The sequence below is a fragment of the Novosphingobium malaysiense genome (genome assembly GCF_000802225.1).
In the GTDB taxonomy this organism is placed as follows: Bacteria; Pseudomonadota; Alphaproteobacteria; order Sphingomonadales; family Sphingomonadaceae; genus Novosphingobium; species Novosphingobium malaysiense.
Genome location: NZ_JTDI01000001.1, coordinates 201,896 through 222,713, shown reverse-complemented (window position 1 = coordinate 222,713; position 20,818 = coordinate 201,896). Strand labels below are relative to the sequence as shown.

Below are 20,818 nucleotides of genomic sequence, written 5' to 3'. Positions count from 1 at the left end.
GCCCGGCTTGTTGTAATTTGGACTTGCCATGACAGCCACGACTTCCCCGGAACAACTCAGCAAAATAGCTCAGCTTGCCCGGACGGGGCGACTGGACGAAGCCGCGCTGCGCGTTGCAGAGATTTTTGTTTCCGATGCTCCCGATCCTGTGCTTGCCGCGTTAGGCGGTGCAGTCGAATTTCACCGTGGCCGGTTCGACCGGGCAGTGCCGTATCTGGAACACGCGCTTCGGCTCCGGCCGCGAGACTTGACCATTCGGAACAATCTTGCCGAAAGCTATTTTCGTCTTAACGAGAGTTCGAAAGCTTACGCTCTTTGCGACGACGAGGCAGTACGGGCTGACGAATCGTTGAAACTGGCTCGGCTGGGCGGTCATATTGCCCAGGAAACGGGCGATTTTGATCGTGCCGCAGAACTCTATCGGTTTGTACTGGCGAAGCAGCCCGAAGACTGGGCGCTATGGAACAACTTGGGTACCACGTTGATCTCGCTTCAGGACTATGCCGAGGCTGCGGAGGCCCTCCGCAAAGCCAAAAAGCTCGCGCCCGATGCCCCTCCCATCCGGGTAAACCTCGGCAACGCGCTGTTCGAAGGGGGAGCTTTCGAAGAGGCCGAGGCTGTTCTGCGAGAGGCAGTACGTGACTTTCCCGAGGACGAAAAGCCGCATCTGAGACTGGCAGATTACTTTCGCGCCATCGGAGACGAATATCGTGCGCTTGCAGAATTGGCCGAGGCCGCCCGCAAAGCGAACACGGATCCGGAAGTGCTTTTCCAGCATGCTCAGCAAGCATCTCAGCTCAATGAATACGATGCGGCGGAGGCATCCTATGAGGCCGCTCTTGCTTTGCAGGCAGATCACGGATCTACCATCATGGGATTGGCTGCGCTTCTTGAGCGCACCAATCGCGAGGACGAGCTCGAATCTTTGCGCGCACGTGCCGAAGCGAGCGCGGTGGAAGACCGCTATCTGGCCTACATAGATGCGCTGCGCTTCAAGCGGGTGGATCGTTTCGAGGACGTGCTAGTTGCCCTGGATAAGGCCGGGGATGCCGTAGCTCCCAATCGCCGGCATCAACTGCGCGGACTGATGCTCGACCGTCTGGGGCGTTACGATGAGGCCTTCGCAGAATTCACTGCGATGAACGCCGACCGTCTAGCGGATCCCTCTCGTCCCGCTGAGCGCGGTAAGGCCTATTTCGAACATGTCGAAGCATGTCGCGCGCGAGTGTCATCAGAGTGGGTTGCGCAGTGGAGCCAGGACGGGGCCCGCAACGATGACGTGACGCCGGCCTTTCTGTTGGGATTTCCCCGTTCGGGCACGACCTTGCTCGATACGATGCTGATGGGAGCGCCCGATGTTCTCGTGCTCGAGGAAGAGTCTTTCGTGGTTGACCTCGAATATGAACTCGGCGGGATCGAGGCTCTGCCGGCTTTGTCCACGGAGCGAATTGCCGAAGCTCGCCGGGCCTATTTCGAACGGGCTGCCCGGCTCGGCACCCTAACGGCGCAGACTCTGATCGTCGACAAACATCCACTGCATGTGAACAAAATTCCCATTATTAAGAGATTGTTTCCAAAGGCAAAGTTTATTTTTGCAATGCGGCATCCCTGTGATGTTTTGCTGAGCTGTTACATCACGAACTTCCGCACCAACCATGCGATGAGCAATTTTCTCGATCTGGAGACTACTGCCCAACTCTACGACACGAGCTTGGCTTATTGGAATAAAGCACGGGAAATCTTTGAATTGCCAGTAGCAACGGTGGTCTACGAAAGGCTGGTTGCCGACCAGGCTCGCGAACTCCAGCCTTTGCTCGACTGGCTGGGCGTCTCTTGGGAGGGGCGAGATCTCGATCACCGAGAAATGGCGCGGAATCGTGGTTTTGTGCGCACGGCGAGCTATTCTCAGGTTACGGAGCCGCTTTATACACGGTCTGCCGGCCGTTGGCGTCGGTACGAAAGTCATTTGGCCCCCGTGCTGGAGGTACTGAGGCCGTGGGTGGAGCAGTTCGGTTATTCACTCGAGGACGATCGAGTTCCGCGCTGGGGGGAACCTCGTCCCACCGGCTCCGGAGGCATCCGGAACCTCGCTGCAGTGCCGTCTGGAGCAACGCCGGATGGCGGCTGACTCGGCCATGTCGGACGATCCAGAGGCAATGGCGAGGCTCGCGGAACAGGCGCTGTCCGATGGTCGCGAAGAAGAAGCGGAATGCAAGCTGTCCTCGTATCTTGAGCGACAACCGCGAAATGCCACTCTGCTGCATTGGGTGGCGATGCTACGCCGCGCGTTGGATCGCCGGGAAACGGCAATCTCCGCGCTGGTGCAGGCGCGCCGGATTGTCCCTGAAAACGCCGGTATTCTTCACGCGCTTGCCCATGTCACACTCGAAGCCGGGCGGCCGGCTTCGGCGCTGTTCGAGCAGTCGATCCGGCTTGCACCCTCCAAGCCCGAGATCCGGCTCGGCCTGGCTTCGGCCCGGTTTGCCGAAGGCGACGGCGCGCGGGGCTTGGCCGAGCTCGATGCGATGCTCGCGGCCAACCCCGGATGGATGGAAGGCCACAGGCAATATGCCCAGTTGGCCGCGCTATTGGGTCAGGATGGCTCGGCACTTTCCAGTATCGACCGCGCATTGGCCCGGTTTCCGCAGGGTGACGAACTCCACCGCATGGGCATCGCCTTGCTGCTGGAAGGCGAGCGGTATCCGGAGGCGCTGGAGCGGGCCAAAAGCGCCATTGCGACGCGCGGTGCGCTGGCCCCCTATGTTCTGATGCGCGCCGCTGCGCTCGACGAGACGGGTCGCGGCGACGAGGCTGCGCACCTGTACGATGCATTGGGGGCGCCGGGCGATGCGGGACATGCGGTCTGGCTTGCCCGGCATTACCTGCGCAATGGCCAGCCCGACCAGGCCGCCGCGGTAGTCGAGCCATGGCTGTCGCAGCCGGGCGCCGAGGGTGTATGGCCCTATGCCGAATTGGCCTGGCGGCTTTGCAATGACCCCCGCGCCGATTGGCTCGGCGGGCAGCCCGGCCTCTGGAAGGTCGTCGATCTCGATCCGGATGAACTCGGCCTCGAATCGCTGCGCGAGCTGCTGCGGCAATTGCACGAAGGGTCCGGACGGTTCCTGGACCAGTCGGTGCGCAATGGCACGCAGACGGAAGGCGCGCTGCTGGCCCGGATCGATCCGCAAATCGCGCGCGTACGGGAAGTGCTCCGCCGTGAGGTGACGCGTTTCGCTGCCGATCTGCCCGATTCCGATCCGGCACATCCGATGCTCTCGCAGAAGCGTACCTCGCGGCCCCGGTTTGCCGGGAGCTGGTCCGTGCGGCTGACCGGTTCGGGCTTCCACACGCCCCATCATCACCCGCAGGGCTGGATCAGTTCGGCCCTCTATCTGTCGCTGCCCGACGACCTGAACGGCAGGGAAGGGCAACTCGATCTTGGCGGTGCGCCGGCGGAACTGGGTCTGGCTCTCGATCCTCGCCATTGCGTCGAACCGCGAGAAGCGCGCCTTGTGCTGTTCCCGTCCTGGATGTGGCATGGCACGCGGCCTTTCCGTGCCGGCGAGCGCATGACTATCGCCTTCGACGTCGCGCGCACTTGAAGCTCCATTCAATTCGAATTACTCTGAAATATCCTTCAGAACAGGCACTCGATCGTTGGTGATCGTGCCGCGGAGACATTCATGCGTATCCTTTCCGGTGTTGTTGCCGCCACGGCTCTCGTGGTCTCTTTTCCTGCCATTGCAGATCCGACTGCCGAAGCCGACGTAAAGGCCAAGACGGCAGCAGCCGACCCCGCCGAGAGCGAAGCGAAAGCCGATCCCGTGATCTGCGAACGCATCAAGGAAGTGGGTTCGCTTTTGCGGTCCAAGAAGGTCTGCATGCACAAGAGCGAATGGGAAGCGCAGCGCCGGGGGGATCGTTCGAACATTGAACGTTCGCAGGTCCAGCGCGGTCTCCAGCCGGCGGGCTGATCGGAGATCAATGGCGACGTACGCTGCGGCTCGGTGTTCCAAAGACGCCGGAGCGGATTTCATCCTGCCTGATTGACCTGTCCGTGCCTGCTGTTTAACCGGTTGATTAAATCAACGGACCGCACTTGTCCGCCCCCGGCGGCAAGGAGAGCAGGGCTGATGCAGGAAGGGAAACACACATGAAGCTTGATAGCAGCGTTGCCGCGGTCGTGACTGGTGCCGCCTCTGGGTTGGGTGCAGCCACGGCGCGCGCGCTGGCGGCGCAGGGGGTGAAAGTCGCGATCTTCGACCTCAACACCGAGGCGGGCGAGACGATCGCCAAGGAGATCGGCGGCGTCTTCTGCGAAGTCAACGTCACCGACGATGCAAGTGTCGACGCCGGGTTCGCGAAGGCGCGAGAGGCGCATGGACAGGAGCGCATCCTCGTCAACTGCGCAGGTATCGCCCCGGCCTGCAAGACGGTGGGCAAGAACCGCGAGACCGGCGAGCCCAAGGCGCACGACATGGGCCTGTTCGAGAAGGCGATTGCCATCAACCTCGTCGGCACCTTCCGCTGCATCAGCAAGTCGGCCGCGGGCATGGTCGCGCTCGATCCGGTGGACGAGGCCGGTTCGCGGGGCGCGATCGTCAACACGGCCTCGGTTGCAGCGCAGGATGGCCAGATCGGCCAGGCTGCCTATGCGGCCTCGAAGGGCGGCGTGCTGGCGATGACGCTGCCGGTCGCGCGCGATCTCATGGCCAACGGCATTCGCGTGAACACGATCCTGCCGGGCATTTTCGAAACGCCGATGATGGCCGGCATGCCGCAGCAGGTGCAGGACGCCCTGGCCGAGATGGTCCCGTTCCCCAAGCGCCTGGGCAAGCCCGAGGAATATGCCAAGCTTGCGCTCTTCATGGTCGAGCATGACTACATGAACGGCGAATCGGTCCGCCTCGACGGCGCGATCCGCATGGGGCCGAAGTAAGGACGGCCATGGCGGGTCGCAACACGACGCAGGCGGGGGGCGCGGCCGGTCTGGCGGCCCCTCCGGGTGCGCGTGCCCTGCTGCTGGATACGGCCAGTGCGATCATGCGCGAAGGCGACGTGATCGACATTTCGCTGTCGGAGCTGTCGCTCCGCTCGGGTCTCAATTCGGCGCTGGTCAAATACTACTTCGGCAACAAGGCCGGTCTGCTCAAGGCCTTGCTCGAGCGCGACTGGCAGGTGATCGTCACCAGTGTGGATGCGCTGGTGGCGAAGGACCAGTGGAACCCGGAAGACAAGCTGCGCCGCCACTTGTGGAAGGTCGTCGATACCTTCTACGCGGTGCCCTATCTCAACCGCCTGACGATGCGCGTCATCCGCGAGAGCGACGATGCCGAGGCGCGCCGCATCGCCGAGTGCTATCTCTCGCCGATCTATCGCGCCTACGAGCAACTCATCGGCGAGGGGGTGAAGGCGGGCGTGTTCCGTGAAATCGATCCGCAACTTTTCTACTTCACGGTGACCGGCGCGGTGGACCGGTTCTTCTCCACGCGTCTCGTGCTCAAGCACTGCTTCGATCAGGACACGTTGACCGAGGAACTGCGCGACCGCTACCGCGAACACACCATAGACATCATCATGGCAGGTATCCTTGCGCGCTGAGAAAAGCAGCTACTGGCACATCGGGGTGATCGGCGGCTCGGGACTGGCCGCGGGCATCGATCTGGAGGACGCGCAGGAGATCGCCGTCTCCAGCCCCTTTGGCGAGCCGTCGGGCCCGGTCATTACCGGCCGCCTCAATGGCGTGCGTTTCACCTTTCTCGCGCGCCACGGGGCAGGGCACCGCATCCCGCCCTCGCAAGTGAACTACCGCGCCAATATCGACGTTTTGAAGCGCTGCGGCGTGACCGATCTGGTTTCGCTCTCCGCGGTGGGCTCTTTGCGCGAGGAACTGGTGCCCGGGCAGTTTGTGGCGGTGGACCAGTTCATCGACCGCACCAATTCACGCGAGAACAGCTTCTTCGGCCCAGGCCTCGTCGCCCACGTGAGCCTTGCCGATCCGGTCTGCGCGCGGTTGTCCGGCATGCTGGCGGCCGCAGCGCATGAGGCGGGCGGTCAGGTGCACACCGGCGGCTGTTATGTCGCGATCGAGGGGCCGCAATTCTCCACCCGTGCCGAAAGCCGCATGTATCGGGCATGGGGCGCCGACGTCATTGGCATGACCGCGATGCCCGAAGTGCGGCTCGCCCGCGAGGCGGAACTGCCCTACGCGCTGCTGGCGATGGTCACCGATTACGACTGCTGGCGTGAGGAAGAGGCCGGGGTGGAAGTGACCGACGTGCTCTCCGTGCTTCACGCCAATGCCCGCACCGCGCGCGACACGTTGAGCGCCATGGCTCTCAAGCTGCAGAATTTACGCGATCCGAGTCCGATCGACACCGCGCTGGAGCATGCCTTCATCACGGCTCCGGAAGCGCGCGATCCCGAAATGATTTCCCGGGTCGATGCCGTTGCCTGCCGGGTCTTCGGCGAAAGGGATTGAGCGCCTACGCCGTGATCAAAGAAAACCCCTCCCACAGCTTGCGCCGGGGAGGGGCAGGGGTGGGGGGCGAAAGGCGCTTAGCTGCCGGGGGTTGCTGCCGCGCCGCTTCCCATGTCCTGCGTCCGGTTCTGCGCCTGAGTCATGGCATGGGTCTGGGACTGGTCTTGTGTGCGGGTCTGGCTCTGCGTGCGGGTGCGATCGCGTTCCTGCCGCATCTCGCGCACTTGGTCGCGGCTGAGGTCCCGGGTTCTGATGCGGTCCATCGAGCCCATGCCCGATGACGATCCCATCATCATTCCGCTGCCCATGGATCCCCGCATTGCGCCACCCATGCCGCCGCCGGGGCCGGCAAGTGCCGGGCTTGCGACGAGCGAAAGACCAAGAGCTGCGCCAGCCAGAATGCGGGCCTTCGATGTGTTCGAGAACATGACTTTCAAAACTCCTCTGTCGTTGCCCCCGACAATGCTGCCCGTCGCATTGCGGTTTGAACGTCGGAGCTGACGGCAAGCTGACACGCGTATTCAAGTGGACATACGCTCCGGGCGTTTCGCCGCAGACGCATCGGGCAAGCAACGTCGAGACGGCCTCGCGCTGTGGGGAGAGCCGCCACCCGGGTAAAGGTGCGCCAATCGCGCAAACCTCGTTCCTGTTATTTGAGATTATTGCATCGGGTTCGTTTACGAATATGTTTGTCTGCCCCAAATTCGTCGACTCGGAGTGGGCGCGTGCGACAGTTAATGACTGCACTCCAGGAGAATCTGCATGCTTGGCTACAAGAGGATTTGGTTGCGAATTGCGAGGCTATACAGGTAGATAAACGCGAGCTATGGGATCTGCTTGACCAGATTCCGGTCGCGATATTGGTCAGCAGCGATCAATATTGCAGCAAGATTTTCGGCAACTTGGCTGCAAAGTCTTTGCTGCGGGTGCCACACGGCGGCAACCTGTCGCAAAGCGCTGCAGAAGACGAAGCGCCGCCCTTCCGGGTGTACCATGGCGACCGGCTTGTCCCGCCCGAGGAACTGCCCTTGCAGGTCGCCGCCGCCACCGGCAGGACTGTGGCCCGCTCGGAATGCGAGATTCGCTTCGACGACGGGGGAACCATCTTCATTTCCGGTCACACGATACCCCTACGCGACAAGGCGGGGGCATTGCGCGGCAGTATTGGCGCTTTCATCGATATCACCCCGCGGATGGGCGAACTGGGCATTGCCGACATGATGTCGCGTGAGATGTCCCATCGGCTCAAGAACAATACGGCGCTGATTACGGCGATCTCGAGAATGACCATCAGCCGGCACCTGCCGAAGGAGATCTACAGCGCCTATGAAGAGCGCCTTCTGTCGCTCTCGCGGTTCAAGGAACTAGGTTATGTCGGTGACTGGAAGAGTGTCAGTTGGCGCCAGCTCATCGAGAATTCGATAACCCCGGTGGTGGGCAGTGCCACCGGGCGCGTGTCGATCGACGGGCCCGACGTACAGGTGGAACCGGCGAGCGGACAGAACCTTGGCATGATCTTCCACGAGCTGATCACCAATGCCTGCAAGTACGGGGCAATGTCGCGCGATTCGGGAAGGCTGGACGTGTCCTGGACGATGGATGGCGATGATGATGGCAGGCGCCTCGTCTGCATCTGGCAGGAATCCAACGGACCGCGCGTCGAGAAGCCGGCACAGGATGGGTTCGGATCGCGGCTCATCAAGACCCTGATCAAGAGCCTGCCCGATGGCCGCGTGACGCGTCACTACCGGCCAGACGGGCTGCGGATTGAGATGTCCTTCCAGCTTCCAAGCGCTCATTGATGGTCAAGCGTCGCGGCGGTTCCGCAACCGGCCGGCGGGGCGCGCTTTGTGGGTGGCGGGGCTCTGCCCGGCCGGCCCTCTCGCACGCGGCGAGGGAACCGGCCGGGAAATTCGTGTGGCCTGCGTCAGCCGGCCTTGGGCGGATGCGGATCTCCGCCGGAGAAGGCGTCTGCGATCGAGCAGGCAGCCGGGCCGAGAATGACGATGAAGAGCGTCGGCAGAATGAACAGGATCAGCGGCACCGTCATGATCGCGGGCAGGCGGGCGGCCTTTTCCTCGGCGCGCATCATGCGCTCGTTGCGGAATTCGGCCGACAGCACGCGCAGCGCTGATGCCAGCGGAGTGCCGTAGCGTTCGGTCTGGATCATCGTCGTGACCACGCCCTTGACCGCATCGAGGTTCACGCGCCAGGCGAGGTTCTCGAAGGCCTGACGGCGCTCGGTAAGGAACGACAGTTCGATCGACGTGAGCGAGAACTCGTCGCCCAGTTCCGGATAGGCGCGACCCAGCTCGCGAGCGACGCGCTCGAAAGCGGCGTCGACGGTAAGGCCGGCCTCGGCGCAGATGACCAGCAGGTCGAGCGCGTCGGGAAGGCCCTTGCGAATGGCATCGGTACGCTTCGTGACGAGGTTTTGGATGAAGATGTCCGGTCCCTTGTAGCCGGCACCAAGCATGGCCGCGAAGCCCATGAACTTCTTGAAGCTGCTCCACTCCGGAAAGTAGTCGATCCAGTAGATCACGAGGGCGGCCAGCCCGCCCAGCACGATCGGCGCCACGAGGCGCGCGAAGACGACGCCGACGGCCCATTCCTTCTTGCGGATGCCGGCCTGCGCCAGCTTCTGCTGGATATCCTTGAGTTGGCTGTCCTGCAGCATCTTGAAGGAGGTGAGGAAGCTGCCGATGCGGTCGGTGGTATCGTTGCGGCGCACCACGCTCTGGCGCTTGCGCGCAGTCGTGACGATACCGGCCTTGAGCGCTTCGCGGCGCTGGTTGAGCGCCTTGACGCGCTTGGCCATCGGATCGGTGACGGTGACCGCGGCATAGATCGCCAGCATCATCGCGCCGGCCGCGACGAGCGCGAGCACGGTGGCGACGAAGATGACGTCGAAGCCGAGAAGGGTAGGGCCCTGATTTTGGAACATGATCCTTGCCTTCCCCGATCAGATCTCGAAGCTGACCATCTTGGCCATGATGAATGCGCCGATGCCCATCCAGACCATGCCGCCAAGGCCGGCCACGATGAGTCGTTCGTCGATGAAGAAGTCGCCGATGTAGCCCGGGTTGATCCACCAGATCATGCCGAAGACGATGAAGGGCAGGGCACCGACGATGTAGGCGGAAGCCTTGGACTCAGAGCTCATGGCGCGGATCTTGAGCTTCATCTGCGCGCGCTTGCGCAACACGTCGGCCAGGTTCGCCAGCGTTTCGGCAAGGTTGCCACCAGTTTCGCGCTGGATCGCGAGCGTGATGCAGAAGAAGTTGAATTCGGGCATTGCCAGACGGTCGGCGGTTTCCTGGAGCGCGTCCTCCATGGTCTTGCCGATCTTGATGCGTTCGGTGACGAGCTTGAATTCCTCGCCCACCGGGCCCGGTACTTCCTGCGCCACGACAGCCAGCGTCTCGGTGACCGGAAGGCCTGAACGCAGGCCGCGCACGAGCAGTTCGATGGCGTCTGCAAACTTGACGGTGAACTGGTTGGTGCGTCGCTTGATGAAATGGTTCACGACCATGTGCGGAAGGCCCGCGCCCACCGCCATGCCGACGGCCAGCGAGAGGAACAGGGCGCCGGACTTCAGGTAGAAGATGATGGTGATGAACGTGGCCAGGCCCAGCGACGCGTAAAGGTACTGCGTGATCGTCCAGGGCATGCCGGTACGATGCAAACGCAGCGCCAGCGCTTCCATGCGCGAGCTTGAACCGGCAATGCTCTTGACCCTGGGTTTGCGCGCGGCAATCGCCTTGCGCATCTGCGCCTCGACGCGGTCCTTGGTACTTTCCGAATGGCGAAAACGCACGGCGCGCAGGCGACGTGTCGATTCCTTTGCTGCGGAAGGGCCGGAGAACGCCGTCCAGACGAGCACCATCACGCTCATCAGGCCCGCCGCCACCAGGATCAACTGAATAATGTTCATCTGCTTCCTGTGCCTCTACGTCCTCGGCGCTTGGCTCGGCTGGAGCGCACGAAGGCGCCCCTCGCCGGCTTTTACGCCGCCGGTTCCGCCTTCTTGGCCTTGGGAATGATCGACTTGATGTCGAGCTTGCCCAACAGCGATTTCTTCGCGGATGTCCCGTCCTCGCTGTCGCTCCGATCGGCGATCATGCGCGCCAGGTCACGGATCGCTGACCCCGCCTTGCTCGAACGGTTGGCCTCGATGAAGGTCTGTCCGAGCTTGGCAGCCATGGAGGCGGCCTTGATGTCGTAGGGGATCGAGATGTCGATGTCGGTTTCGATCGATGCCTCGAAATCGGCACGGTTGATCTCGGCCAGACTGGACTGGACCTTGTTGGTAACGACAATCAAGCGGGCCTGGGGGGCGTTGGCCTTGAACCAGGACAACAGGCGGATGGTGTCGCGCGCCGAGGCGAGCGTCATTTCCGCGACCAGTACCACAACATTCACGTCGCTGATCAGCTGCGGGAAGTTGATCAGCATGTTGCGCGGCATGTCGATCACCGTCATGTCGAACGCCTGACGGAACTCTTCCTCAAGTTGAACGAAGGCGGTGCCGTCGGTCATGAGCGGCGAGTTGATCGGTGCTTCGGCCGAGAGGATTGCGAGGTTGTCGTTGGCGCGGATCATGGCACGTTCGATGAACAGCCCGTCGATACGGCTGGGATTCTCGATCGCGTCGGTCAGGCCGCGCCCCGGCTCGAGGTCGAGGCAAAGCGCGCCGGTGCCGAAGTGGATGTCGAGATCGAGCAGCGCTGTCGGCAGCTTGTCGTCGGTGCTGAACAGCCAGGCAAGCGACGTTGCCAGGGTCGAGGCACCGACACCACCGCGCGTACCGATGACGGCGGTCGAAATGTGTTCCTTGGCCGTGCCGTGGTCCTGGCTCTTGGGCGCCGCGAAGACAGCCTGTGCCTGGGAGAGCGCATCGCGCAGCTGTCCGGGCGAAAGCGGCTTGAGGAGATAGTCGTGGATGCCGCTGGCGAGCAGGTCGCGATAGAGGCGGACGTCGTTGACCTGCCCTACGGCAACCACGATCGTGCCCGGTTCGCACACTTCGGCCAGAGCGTTGATGTCGTTGAGCGGGTCCCCGCTTTCAGACAGATCGACCAAAAGGATGTTGGGGCTTGCCGTGATCGAGAGCGACTGGACGGCGTTGCGAAGGCCACCCTTGTTGCACTTCTCGGGCTGCCAGCCCATTTCCATCGCCACGGGGCGCAGGACATCGAGCGAGGCTTCGTCGCAGAGATAGGCTGCGAACTGGTCTCGGCCGTTTCCGCTGCCGGTTTTCCAAGGTGCGTTCATGGCTTAGTTGCTCGTGCTTTTGGTTTGGGAGACGGTGTTTCCTTTGCCCGTAGGCTCGGCCTTGCGATATGCGTCGATCGCCTTGTTGGAGCTCATCGACACAGTCGATCCCGTGCCTTCGGAACCGCGCAGCAGGTCCTCCGGATTGGCGACCATCGCAGCGATGTTGCTGTTGGTTGCGCAACCGTAGTTGCTGGTGAGCCCGTTGTTGGGATTGAAGTCGTTCTTGGCCGACCAGTCCGGGCAGCCCGGCACCGAAGCCTTGCTGCGGACGATCACCACGCGGGCGGTGCCCGGCGTGACGTAGCCGCCCGTGCGCGGCGGTTCGCCGCCGAGCAGGATGCCGTAACGGGAGGCCACAGCTTCGACTGCGCTGCGCGTGGCCGAACTGGCATTGGGGTCGTCGACGTAGACCTTGTCGCCGTATTTCAGGTCCATGGCGTCGAACCATCCTGCTAGCCGGGCCTGTTCGCCGTAGGCCAGGCCCGCGCCGTCGGTGGACACATCGAGCGTATAGTTGACCTTCTCGACGACGGGCTGGTGCACCGAGTTCATCGAGCGATTGGTGGGGATGCCGCCGCATCCGGCGAGGGCGAGGCCAAGCGAGAGGGCGAGCGCGGGACCGCCGAAGCGGAAGGCGTGTGCGGATTTGGAAGAACGCATTGTGTTCACCTTTCTCACTTCAGGCTGAAGCCGGGCTTGGCGCTGTCGTCGGCTGCGGTGTGCTTGACCGACTTGGGCTTCGCGGGAACGTCGGCGGCGCCGACGCTCGGGCCGTCAACCGGTGCGGGAGCCTGTGTCGGCCCAGGACGCTTGGCGCCGCTGACGCCGTCGTTTTCCATGTTGCCCAGCAGGCGCTGCAGCTCGTTGGGCGAGTTGAAGCCGTCCGTGGGAAGCGCGATCTGCGAGGCATTCACCGGATTGACGAGGTAGGGCGTGACCACGATTACCAGTTCGGTCTCGCCGCGCTTGTAGCTGGTCGAGCGGAACAGCGATCCCAGGATCGGGATGTCGCCTGCACCGGGCATCTTCTGGATCGTGTTGGCCGTGTTGTTGCTCAGCAGGCCGGCAATCATGAAGCTCTGGCCGGAACCGAGTTCGATGGTGGTTTCGGTGCGACGCACGGTGAGTGCAGGCACTTCATAGCCGTTGAGGTTGACCGAACCCTGGCTGGAAAGTTCCGAGACCTCGGGGCGGACGCGCATCGAGATGCGGCCATCGGCAAGAACGGTGGGCGTATAGGAAAGGCTGACACCGTATTTCTTGTATTCGACCGAGGTCGAGCCGAGGCCCTGGCTGATCGGGATCGGGTATTCGCCGCCGGCAAGAAACTCTGCGGTTTCCCCGGAGAGAGCCGTCAGGTTTGGCTGGGCCAGCGTCGACACGAGGCCGACAGTTTCGCCCGCATCGAGCGCTCCCAGAATATTGAGACCGAACAGCTTGCCCGCCATGCCCAGCGTCGTACCCGTCTCGGCCTGTGCAACGCTGGTTCCCGGAACCTTTGTCAGTACGCCCGTGACAGGATCGACGACATATTGCGACGGGACATTTCCGACGCCCAGTACGCGGCCCGGAGCGAAGACCCCGTCCGACGAGATCGGCGAGCCCTGGCCAATGCCGAACTTGAAGCCGCCGGTTCCATCCATGGTCGTCAGGTTGACACCCAGCGACTTGACCAGCGAACGGCTGACTTCGGCGATGCGCACCTGGAGGTTGACCTGTAGAGGCGTGGCCATGCGCAAGCGGCTGATCACGTTCGCCGCGTCCCCGACATAGGCCTGCACGAGACGTTCGGCCTCGGATGCATCTTCAGGAGTCTTGACCGTACCGGTCAGCAGGAAGGTGTTCGAACCCATGGTCGAGACGCCGATCTTCGCTTCCGGCATCGCCAGACGCAGCATGGAGTCCACGCTGTCGAGGTTGGAGCCAACCCGGATCGTGCCCGACCAGATGACCTTGCCGCTCGCGTCGCTCGCGTAGACGGTGGTGGTGCCGCCCGCCTTGCCGAATACGTAGAACTGGCTGCGGGACTTGACCTGAACGTCCGCGACCTGGTCGTTCGCAACGAAGACATCGGTCATCGAACCCGGAACATTGACCAGTTGGCCATTGCCGATGGACAAGTCGATGCTCTGCGTCGGACGCACCACGGACTGGGCAACGACAGGAGCCGAAACCGTCGCCGTCAGTGGCGTAAGCGCACAGGCGGCGGTCAGCATGGTCTTGATAAAGCGCGGTTTCATAGAGTTGCCCTCAAAGGCGGAGAAACAGGCGACGGAGAGGCGTTTCGCGGTACCGGTGACCATCACTTGCTCCCCACGACTTCTTCGGTGGTTTCCTTGCCGCGGGTCACACGGACGACGGGACCGCTGCGAGCGGGCCGGCTCGGGGCCGCAGTGCCGGGCGTGAAGGCAGCAGCCATCGCCGGACGCGAACCGATTTCGTTGGGCAGGGCCGGGCGGCTGGAGCGCTGGAAGCGCGAGACATCGCCACCGGTCACGTAAGTGGTCTTGCCCTCGATCGGCTTGTTCATCGCCTGACGCATGAGCTGTTCTTCCTGCTCCTTGGTCGCGCCTTCGGGAACCTTGACGTCACCGTCGGCAAGAGCACGTTCGAACTCGGCCTGATTGTCGGCGATGGAGCGCAGCGAGAGGCTGATCTCGCCGATTTCCTGGGCCACGGCGACCTTCTCGGCGATGCGCGGCGTGACTTCCAGCGTGACGGTGCGGAAGGCGCGAACCACGGTCTTGCCGTCGACCACATCGTTGTCGGTGGCCTGGTCCGTCGCGAGGACGCGCAGATTGCGCAGGATGGTTTCGGCCGTGCGCAGGGGATCGCCTTCGCCCTTGACCTGCTGGGTCAGCACGAGGTCGACGTGATCGCCCGGGAAGACGAAGCCGCCGACGCCGGTCTTGGCGGAAACGGGGATTGTCACGGCGCGCATGCCCGGACCGAGCGCGGCGGCGAGGAAGCCGCGGTCCCCCGGTGCGACGAGCGCGCCCTGGGTCAGCGGCTGGCCGGCGGTGATCTGGTAGCGCACCACGGTGCCCAGCAGCTTCGTCATGTCGGCTTCGCCGTCGATGAAGTAGGCGTCCTTGACGAGCTCTTCCGGCCAGTCCTGAAACGACACTGCGTCTGCAGTGATGATCGTGCCGACCGGTAGCGCGCGCTGGGCGACCAGGACCTTGGGGCCCTTGGGTTGGACGGGAACTGCCTCCGCCTGAGGTGCCGAGGCACCGGTAAACAGCGATCGGGCAGCAAATGCCGTGCCTGCTGCAACAAGCAGAGCGACGACCAGCAGCACCAGCTTCTTCTTATCCATGGCTTGATAAGCCCCCTGAGAATCCCCGATTGGAGTGGTTACCTTCGGGCAAATTGGTTAAAATCGGGTTCATCCCGAAATCGCCGCCAACCGGGCTGCGTAAAGTGTTTGTTCGCCCAGCACCCACAGGCCTGCCGCGGAGATCGCGATCCCATAGGGAATGGGAAGTCTCGAATTCTGTCGGCGCATGATATGGAAAAACCCGAGGGTGAAGATTACGACCATGCCGAGACCCGCGAGGGCGAATATCCAGGCATGGGGAAGAAATGCGGCAACGGCGTTCGCGGTCTCGGCGCCGATCAGCGGCCGGCCCGTGACGAGAGAAAAAATGATTGCGCAGGCACCCCAGACCCAGGCTGCCGCAACGAACAGAGCTAGGGCATCGCGGGCGGTTTCGCCGGGAACGCGCTTCATGTTGAACGCGGCCATGGCAACCGATGCAGCGCCCCCGATCACGGCCATGAGCACGATCAACTGAACGAAGTTGAGAGGGGAGACCCACAGGGCGAGCGCGGTGAGCAGTTTTACGTCTCCGCCGCCCATCTGCCGCATCGCGAAGAGGATGCATGCGAACACGAAGGTGATCGCTGCAAGACCAAGCTGGAAGGCGACGTCGATCCAGGTGAATCCCATGGATAGCCACCAAAGCGGCGCGGCCAGAGCAATGGCCGCGTTGAGGCCGTTGTCGATTTCCCTGCGCCGAAGATCGGTGAAGGCGGCAACGAGCAGGGCGGTTGCCAATGCTGCCAGCAGTGCGTACGAAAAAATCCCGCCCGACATGTGAATGTCCCCCTAAGTCGGGATATGATCTACCGGGTATCGCTTACTAAAAAGTAACCAGTCGGCTGAGCACGGAATTAGCCAAGTGTCCTCTTCCCTGTTTTGCCAGACGCCATCGCCTGCGCGGCGGGAGATCCCCGCGAATGCCCGCGAGACGACCTGGCATGCGCGCGACGGCTATGGCGTGCGGCGTATGGACTGGCCGGTATCCGATGCCGACGGGCGCGGGTCGATCCTCTTTATGCCGGGACGCGGCGATGCCTATGAGAAGTGGCTCGAATCGCTCGACCAGTGGCATCGCGAAGGCTGGAACGTCACGTCTGCCGACTGGCGCGGTCAGGCTTTCAGCGGCCGGCTGGGGCGCGATGCCCTGACTGGCCACATCGATGATTTCACCACCTGGGTGGACGACTATGCCGCGCTGTGGACCGACTGGTCGGCCCAGACGCCACGGCCGCACGTCGCGGTTGCCCATTCCATGGGCGGGCACATCGCGTTGCGTGCCGTCGCGGAAGGTTGGGTCCGTCCCGATGCGCTCGTCCTGTCTGCGCCGATGCTGGGGCTGCACCCGACGTGGCTCCCCAGTGCCGCGCTTCATCTCGTTGCTAGGGGAATTGCGGCCCTGGGAGACCGCCGCCGTCCGGCCTGGAAGAACAGTGAAAAGCCCGAAATCATCCCCCGCACGCGCCACCGCCTGCTGACCCACGACGAATCCCGGTATGAAGACGAGGAATGGTGGCGCACAAAGCGGCCCGCCATCCTGATGGGAGCGGCAAGTTGGGGCTGGATCGAACGCGCGCTGGCCTCGATTCGCTGGCTTGAGCGGCCCGGCATGCTGGAAGCGGTCGAAGTGCCGACGCTGATCCTGGCCACGCGGGCGGATCGGCTCGTCTCATGGCCGGCGATCCGCCGTGCTGCCGATCGCCTGCCGAAGTCCGAACTCGTCGCTTTCGGCAGCGAGTGCCGCCACGAGATCCTGCGCGAGGTCGATCCAGTGCGCGACCGGGCGATGAATGCCATCGGGGAGTTTCTTGATCGCGTCGTTCCCGCTAGGGGCTGAGCGCGATGGATGCCCGTTACGATATCGTCGTCGTCGGCGCCGGCATGGCCGGGGCCTCGCTTGCCGCTACGATTGGCACAAAAGCGCGCGTGCTCGTGCTGGAAGCAGAAGACCGGCCGGGCTATCACACCACCGGCCGCTCGGCCGCCTTCTGGTCGGAGAGCTACGGCGGGCCCGGCGTGCAACCGCTGACGACCGCTTCCGGTCCGCTGCTGCGCGAACTTGACCTGCTGACGCCGCGAACGGCGCTTACTCTCGGGCGGAAGGGACAGGAAGACGAGGTCGCGGCCTTCGCCGAAACATACAGCGGCATTGGGCTGGAAGTCGATTTGCTCGACCGCGCGGGGATCGCACGCAAGGTTTCCGGTCTGCGCGACGTCTGGACTTGCGGCGCGTTCGAACCGAGCTGCTGCGATATCGATGTGGGCGGCCTGCACCAGCACTATTTGCGCGCCTCGCATAGTGCCGGAGTGGATCTTTGGTGCCGGGCGGGATTGCGCGAAGTGGAGCGTACCGGGCAGGGGTGGCATCTGACGCTGGCCGACGGACGTCGGGTTAACGCCGAAATCCTTGTAAATGCAGCCGGTGCATGGGCCGATCCGGTTGCTAGCATGGCCGGTCTCTCGCCACTGGGAATCACGCCCTACCGGCGAACCGTGGCCCAGCTTGCCGTATCCCCGGCCGCCCCTGCCGATCTGCCGCTGGTTCTGGACATATCCGGCAGCTTCTATTTCAAGCCGGAAAGCGGCCGGCTCTGGCTCAGCCCGCATGACGAGACTCCAAGCCCTCCATGCGATGCGGCGCCGGAAGAACTCGACGTGGCACTGGCGATCGACCGCTTCGAACATGTAGTCGACTGGGAGATCGAGAGACTCGAGCACCGCTGGGCCGGGCTCAGGTCGTTCGCCCCCGACCGCCTGCCGGTCTACGGTTTCGCGCCGCAGGAACCGGCGTTTTTCTGGTTCGCCGGACAAGGCGGCTTCGGCATCCAGACGGCGCCGGCCGCTGCCGAGCTCGCCGGAAGGCTCTTGCTCGGCGAAACGGGAGGGGCGGTCGATCCCGCGCCTTATTCGCCGGCGCGTTTCGCCTGACCGGTGCGCAAGTCGCCCGCGGCGGTTGCATAGGCTGGCGAACTGGTCAGTATTGAACGGACCATTCGAAAGGAGACCACCGATGGCGCACCGTTTTGAGATCCGCAAGAACAAGGCCGGCGAGTTCGTGGCCTACTTCTGCTACAACTCGGAAACCATGTTCTGGACCGAAGGCTATACGTCGAAGGCTTCGGCCAGGAATGCCATCGAATCGATCCAGAAGAACGGTCCCTCCGCCGAAGTCGTCGATACGACCGAATAGGGTTTCAAACCGATGCGGCGGGCCGGCCCGGCTCGCCGCGATATATACTTGGCGCCCGCACCAGTGACTCGTTGCGCCACTGGTTTCGAATCGGCGCCGACCGGCAGCGCTCAGCTTGCCGATTGGGCTGCATCGCTTGCCAACTGGTCTACCCTCTCGTTTTCCGGGTGACCGGAGTGGCCGCGGACCCATTCCCACTGTACCCGGTGACGCGCGACGGCTTCGATCAGGTCATGCCAGAGATCGGCGTTGCGCACCGGCTGCTTGCTGGCGTTGACCCAGCCCTTCTTCTTCCAGCCATGGACCCACTTCGTGATCCCGTCGATCACGTAGCGGCTGTCGGTGTGGAGCGTCACCTCGCACGGTTCGGTTAGGGCGTTGAGCGCCTTGATGACGGCGGTCATTTCCATGCGGTTGTTCGTCGTTTCGGGATCGCGGCCGGACATTTCCTTTTCATGCGGTCCCATGCGCAGCAGCACGCCCCAGCCGCCGGGCCCCGGATTACCCTTGCAGGCGCCGTCGGTGAAGACATCGATCTTCTTCATGAGGAGAAAACTCCCGCGTTGGCCGGATCGGCATAGAATTCCAGTCGCCGGACGAAGGCCATCGGATCCTTGGGCGTCACCAGTGCGTCGTTCGGCGTATTGAGCCAGTCGTAGGCGCGCGTGGCAAGAAACCGCATCGCCGCGCCCTGGGCCAGCAAAGGCAGGGCGTCGCGTTCCATCTGCGAGAGCGGCCGCACGCTTTCGTACCCTTCCATCAGGGCCACGGACAGGTCGGGAAGGAAGCCGGCTCCGTCGGCACTGAAACACCAGGCCGCGTGCGTCACGGCAACGTCGTAGGCGGTGATATCGGTGCAGGCGAAATAGAAATCGATAAGGCCGGTCACCTCATCGCCCAGCATGAGCACGTTGTCCGGAAACAGGTCGGCATGGATGACGCCGCTCGGCAGGTCCGACGGCCATCCGGACGAAAGGGCCGCCAGTTCGCGATCAACGATGGCCGCGAGGCCGGGATGAATGGACTCCAGCCCCTCGCTTCCACAGTCCCCCAGCAATTGCCGCCAGGCGTCCGGGCCCATCGAATTCCTGCGCTCGGCAGGGAAATCGGCTGCGGCCAGGTGAACCTGCGCCAGGGCGGCACCGACGGCGCGGGCCTGTGCCCGCGTCGGCTCCGACACCGAGATACCGGGGAGGAATTCGATCAGAGCCAGCGCCTTGCCCTCGTGAAAGCGATGGCTGGCCCCGTTGCGATCATGAATGGTCCGCGGCACCGGACAATCGCGCGCTGCCAGATGGTCGAGAAGGTCGAGGAAAAACGGCAGGTCGGCAGTATCGGTCCGCGTTTCGTAGACGGTCAGAATGAACCGATGCAGTGCGCCTTGCGCGTCCTGCGTCTCGATCAGCCAGTTGCTGTTGGACACACCTTCCGCGATGCCCTTGGCCGAGATCAGGGTGCCGACATCGAAAGCCGCGATGATCGCGGCCATTTCCTCCGCGCCGAGCCGGGTATAGACCGCCATACTGTCGTGTCCTCAGCGCACGAGCTGGCGCGGCAGCTTGAAGGTTATGTGTTCCTTCGCGGTCACTACTTCCTCGGTTTCGACGTCGCAAAGCTCCTTGAGTCGGGCCACGACTTCATCGACCAGCGCTTCGGGGGCGGAAGCGCCGGCAGTGACACCGACCGTTTCCACGCCCGTCAGCCAGGCCGGGTCGATGTCGGAGGCGCGCTGGATCAATTGTGCGCAGGCACCGGCGCGATGGGCCACTTCCACGAGGCGCAGTGAGTTCGAGCTGTTGGGGGCACCGATCACGAATACGAGCTGGCACAGCGGGCCGATTTGCTTGACCGCAGCCTGCCGGTTTGACGTTGCATAGCAGATGTCTTCGGCCTTGGGGGCCACCACCTGCGGATAGCGCGCCTCGATGGCCCTGATGATCGCACCGGTATCGTCCACCGAGAGCGTCGTCTGGGAAAGGTAGGCGAGATCCGCGTCGGCGGGGAAGGACAGTCTTGCAACGTCATCGATCGTTTCGACAAGGGTCATGGTGCCGTCGGGCACCTGCCCAAACGTGCCGATGACTTCGGGGTGGCCGGCGTGGCCGATGAACAGAATGTGCCGGCCAGCCTCGATCTGCCTCTCCGCCTGGCGATGGACCTTGCTGACCAGCGGGCAGGTAGCATCCAGCCATTCCAGGCCGCGTTCGGTGGCTTCCTTGGGGACCGACTTGGGAACCCCGTGGGCGCTGAAGATCACCGGAACCCCGTCCGGCACCTCTTCGAGTTCCTCGACGAACACGGCGCCCTTGGCCTTGAGGGAATCGACCACGAACTTGTTGTGCACGATCTCGTGGCGGACGTAGACCGGCGGCCCATAGAGATCGAGAGCGCGCTCCACGATCTCGATGGCGCGGTCGACGCCGGCACAGAATCCACGTGGCGCCGCGATCAGCAGGCGCAGGGGCTTTTTGGTCGGGGACGGAAAGGGCGCGTTCATGCACGGCCCTCTAGCGCTTTGCCGCTTGCATCGCTAGGGCAAGCGCACGCC

General features: G+C 63.4%; 21 protein-coding genes. 10 read left to right on the top strand and 11 right to left on the bottom strand.

The features are described 5' to 3' along the window. Nucleotides 1-28: 28 nt before the first annotated feature. The 6 genes from LK12_RS00910 to mtnP all read left to right on the top strand — a co-directional run bounded on the left by LK12_RS00910 (nucleotide 29) and on the right by mtnP (nucleotide 6,481). A complete protein-coding gene (locus LK12_RS00910) occupies nucleotides 29-2,128 on the top strand; it encodes a tetratricopeptide repeat-containing sulfotransferase family protein (protein WP_082010282.1) in 2,100 nt (699 codons plus the stop codon). Then, complete coding sequence (locus tag LK12_RS00905) at nucleotides 2,118-3,602, top strand: 2OG-Fe(II) oxygenase family protein (protein ID WP_052223056.1); 1,485 nt, start codon at nucleotides 2,118-2,120, stop codon at nucleotides 3,600-3,602. Before LK12_RS00910 ends, LK12_RS00905 begins: the two co-directional genes overlap by 11 nt. A gap of 81 nt (nucleotides 3,603-3,683) precedes the next feature. Next, nucleotides 3,684-3,974 carry a hypothetical protein gene (locus tag LK12_RS00900; protein ID WP_039278242.1) on the top strand — a complete coding sequence of 97 codons (291 nt, stop codon included), beginning with the start codon at nucleotides 3,684-3,686 and terminating at the stop codon, nucleotides 3,972-3,974. Nucleotides 3,975-4,153: 179 nt separating this feature from the next. Beyond that, nucleotides 4,154-4,939 carry an SDR family oxidoreductase gene (locus LK12_RS00895; RefSeq protein WP_039278240.1) on the top strand — a complete coding sequence of 262 codons (786 nt, stop codon included), beginning with the start codon at nucleotides 4,154-4,156 and terminating at the stop codon, nucleotides 4,937-4,939. Nucleotides 4,940-4,947: 8 nt separating this feature from the next. Further along, entirely contained in the window at nucleotides 4,948-5,601 is a 654-nt protein-coding gene (locus LK12_RS00890; RefSeq protein WP_039278237.1) for a TetR family transcriptional regulator, read from the top strand. Then, complete coding sequence (gene mtnP, locus LK12_RS00885; protein WP_197063425.1) at nucleotides 5,591-6,481, top strand: S-methyl-5'-thioadenosine phosphorylase; 891 nt, start codon at nucleotides 5,591-5,593, stop codon at nucleotides 6,479-6,481. The genes LK12_RS00890 and mtnP overlap by 11 nt, the downstream gene beginning before the upstream one ends. A 77-nt stretch (nucleotides 6,482-6,558) precedes the next feature. On the opposite strand, the gene LK12_RS00880 is transcribed toward mtnP, so the two are convergent. Then, nucleotides 6,559-6,909 carry a hypothetical protein gene (locus LK12_RS00880; RefSeq protein ID WP_039278234.1) on the bottom strand — a complete coding sequence of 117 codons (351 nt, stop codon included), beginning with the start codon at nucleotides 6,907-6,909 and terminating at the stop codon, nucleotides 6,559-6,561. Between the two features lie 474 nt (nucleotides 6,910-7,383). On the opposite strand from LK12_RS00880, the gene LK12_RS00875 reads away from it, so the two are divergent. Beyond that, entirely contained in the window at nucleotides 7,384-8,283 is a 900-nt protein-coding gene (locus tag LK12_RS00875) for a sensor histidine kinase (RefSeq protein WP_231568171.1), read from the top strand. 125 nt (nucleotides 8,284-8,408) lie between these two features. Here LK12_RS00875 and LK12_RS00870 read toward each other — a convergent pair whose 3' ends face one another. The 7 genes from LK12_RS00870 to LK12_RS00840 form a co-directional block, all read right to left on the bottom strand. Continuing rightward, on the bottom strand, nucleotides 8,409-9,425 hold the full coding sequence (locus LK12_RS00870; RefSeq protein ID WP_039278230.1) for a type II secretion system F family protein: 1,017 nt from the start codon (nucleotides 9,423-9,425) through the stop codon (nucleotides 8,409-8,411). An 18-nt stretch (nucleotides 9,426-9,443) separates the two neighbouring features. Next, a complete protein-coding gene (locus LK12_RS00865; protein WP_039278228.1) occupies nucleotides 9,444-10,415 on the bottom strand; it encodes a type II secretion system F family protein in 972 nt (323 codons plus the stop codon). Nucleotides 10,416-10,486: 71 nt separating this feature from the next. Further along, nucleotides 10,487-11,755, bottom strand: coding sequence for a P-loop NTPase family protein (locus tag LK12_RS00860; protein ID WP_039278225.1), 1,269 nt, complete (start codon nucleotides 11,753-11,755; stop codon nucleotides 10,487-10,489). Nucleotides 11,756-11,758: 3 nt separating this feature from the next. Next, nucleotides 11,759-12,418, bottom strand: a complete 660-nt coding sequence (locus LK12_RS00855; protein WP_039278223.1) for a CpaD family pilus assembly protein — start codon at nucleotides 12,416-12,418, stop codon at nucleotides 11,759-11,761. A 14-nt stretch (nucleotides 12,419-12,432) separates the two neighbouring features. Next, nucleotides 12,433-13,998 carry a type II and III secretion system protein family protein gene (locus tag LK12_RS00850; RefSeq protein ID WP_197063424.1) on the bottom strand — a complete coding sequence of 522 codons (1,566 nt, stop codon included), beginning with the start codon at nucleotides 13,996-13,998 and terminating at the stop codon, nucleotides 12,433-12,435. Between the two features lie 62 nt (nucleotides 13,999-14,060). After that, the gene (gene cpaB, locus LK12_RS00845; protein ID WP_039278217.1) at nucleotides 14,061-15,077 is read right to left on the bottom strand and encodes a Flp pilus assembly protein CpaB; all 1,017 of its coding nucleotides are present in this window, start codon (nucleotides 15,075-15,077) and stop codon (nucleotides 14,061-14,063) included. Nucleotides 15,078-15,146: 69 nt separating this feature from the next. Further along, on the bottom strand, nucleotides 15,147-15,857 hold the full coding sequence (locus LK12_RS00840) for an A24 family peptidase (protein WP_039278215.1): 711 nt from the start codon (nucleotides 15,855-15,857) through the stop codon (nucleotides 15,147-15,149). 85 nt (nucleotides 15,858-15,942) lie between these two features. On the opposite strand from LK12_RS00840, the gene LK12_RS00835 reads away from it, so the two are divergent. From LK12_RS00835 to LK12_RS00825, 3 genes are all read left to right on the top strand, one after another. Continuing rightward, on the top strand, nucleotides 15,943-16,917 hold the full coding sequence (locus LK12_RS00835) for an alpha/beta fold hydrolase (protein WP_039278213.1): 975 nt from the start codon (nucleotides 15,943-15,945) through the stop codon (nucleotides 16,915-16,917). A 5-nt stretch (nucleotides 16,918-16,922) separates the two neighbouring features. Then, the gene (locus LK12_RS00830) at nucleotides 16,923-18,008 is read left to right on the top strand and encodes an NAD(P)/FAD-dependent oxidoreductase (RefSeq protein ID WP_039278211.1); all 1,086 of its coding nucleotides are present in this window, start codon (nucleotides 16,923-16,925) and stop codon (nucleotides 18,006-18,008) included. An 82-nt stretch (nucleotides 18,009-18,090) separates the two neighbouring features. Beyond that, nucleotides 18,091-18,270 (top strand): YegP family protein, encoded by a 180-nt coding sequence (locus LK12_RS00825; protein ID WP_039278208.1) that lies wholly within the window; start codon nucleotides 18,091-18,093, stop codon nucleotides 18,268-18,270. 110 nt (nucleotides 18,271-18,380) lie between these two features. On the opposite strand, the gene rnhA is transcribed toward LK12_RS00825, so the two are convergent. Genes rnhA through ispH form a run of 3 tightly spaced genes read right to left on the bottom strand, consistent with a single transcriptional unit; the run spans nucleotide 18,381 to nucleotide 20,767 of the window. Further along, nucleotides 18,381-18,815 (bottom strand): ribonuclease HI, encoded by a 435-nt coding sequence (gene rnhA / locus LK12_RS00820; protein ID WP_039278206.1) that lies wholly within the window; start codon nucleotides 18,813-18,815, stop codon nucleotides 18,381-18,383. Further along, nucleotides 18,812-19,792, bottom strand: a complete 981-nt coding sequence (thrB, locus tag LK12_RS00815; protein WP_039278204.1) for a homoserine kinase — start codon at nucleotides 19,790-19,792, stop codon at nucleotides 18,812-18,814. The genes rnhA and thrB overlap by 4 nt, the downstream gene beginning before the upstream one ends. Before the next feature lie 12 nt (nucleotides 19,793-19,804). Next, a complete protein-coding gene (ispH, locus tag LK12_RS00810) occupies nucleotides 19,805-20,767 on the bottom strand; it encodes a 4-hydroxy-3-methylbut-2-enyl diphosphate reductase (protein WP_039278202.1) in 963 nt (320 codons plus the stop codon). Nucleotides 20,768-20,818: the final 51 nt, after the last annotated feature.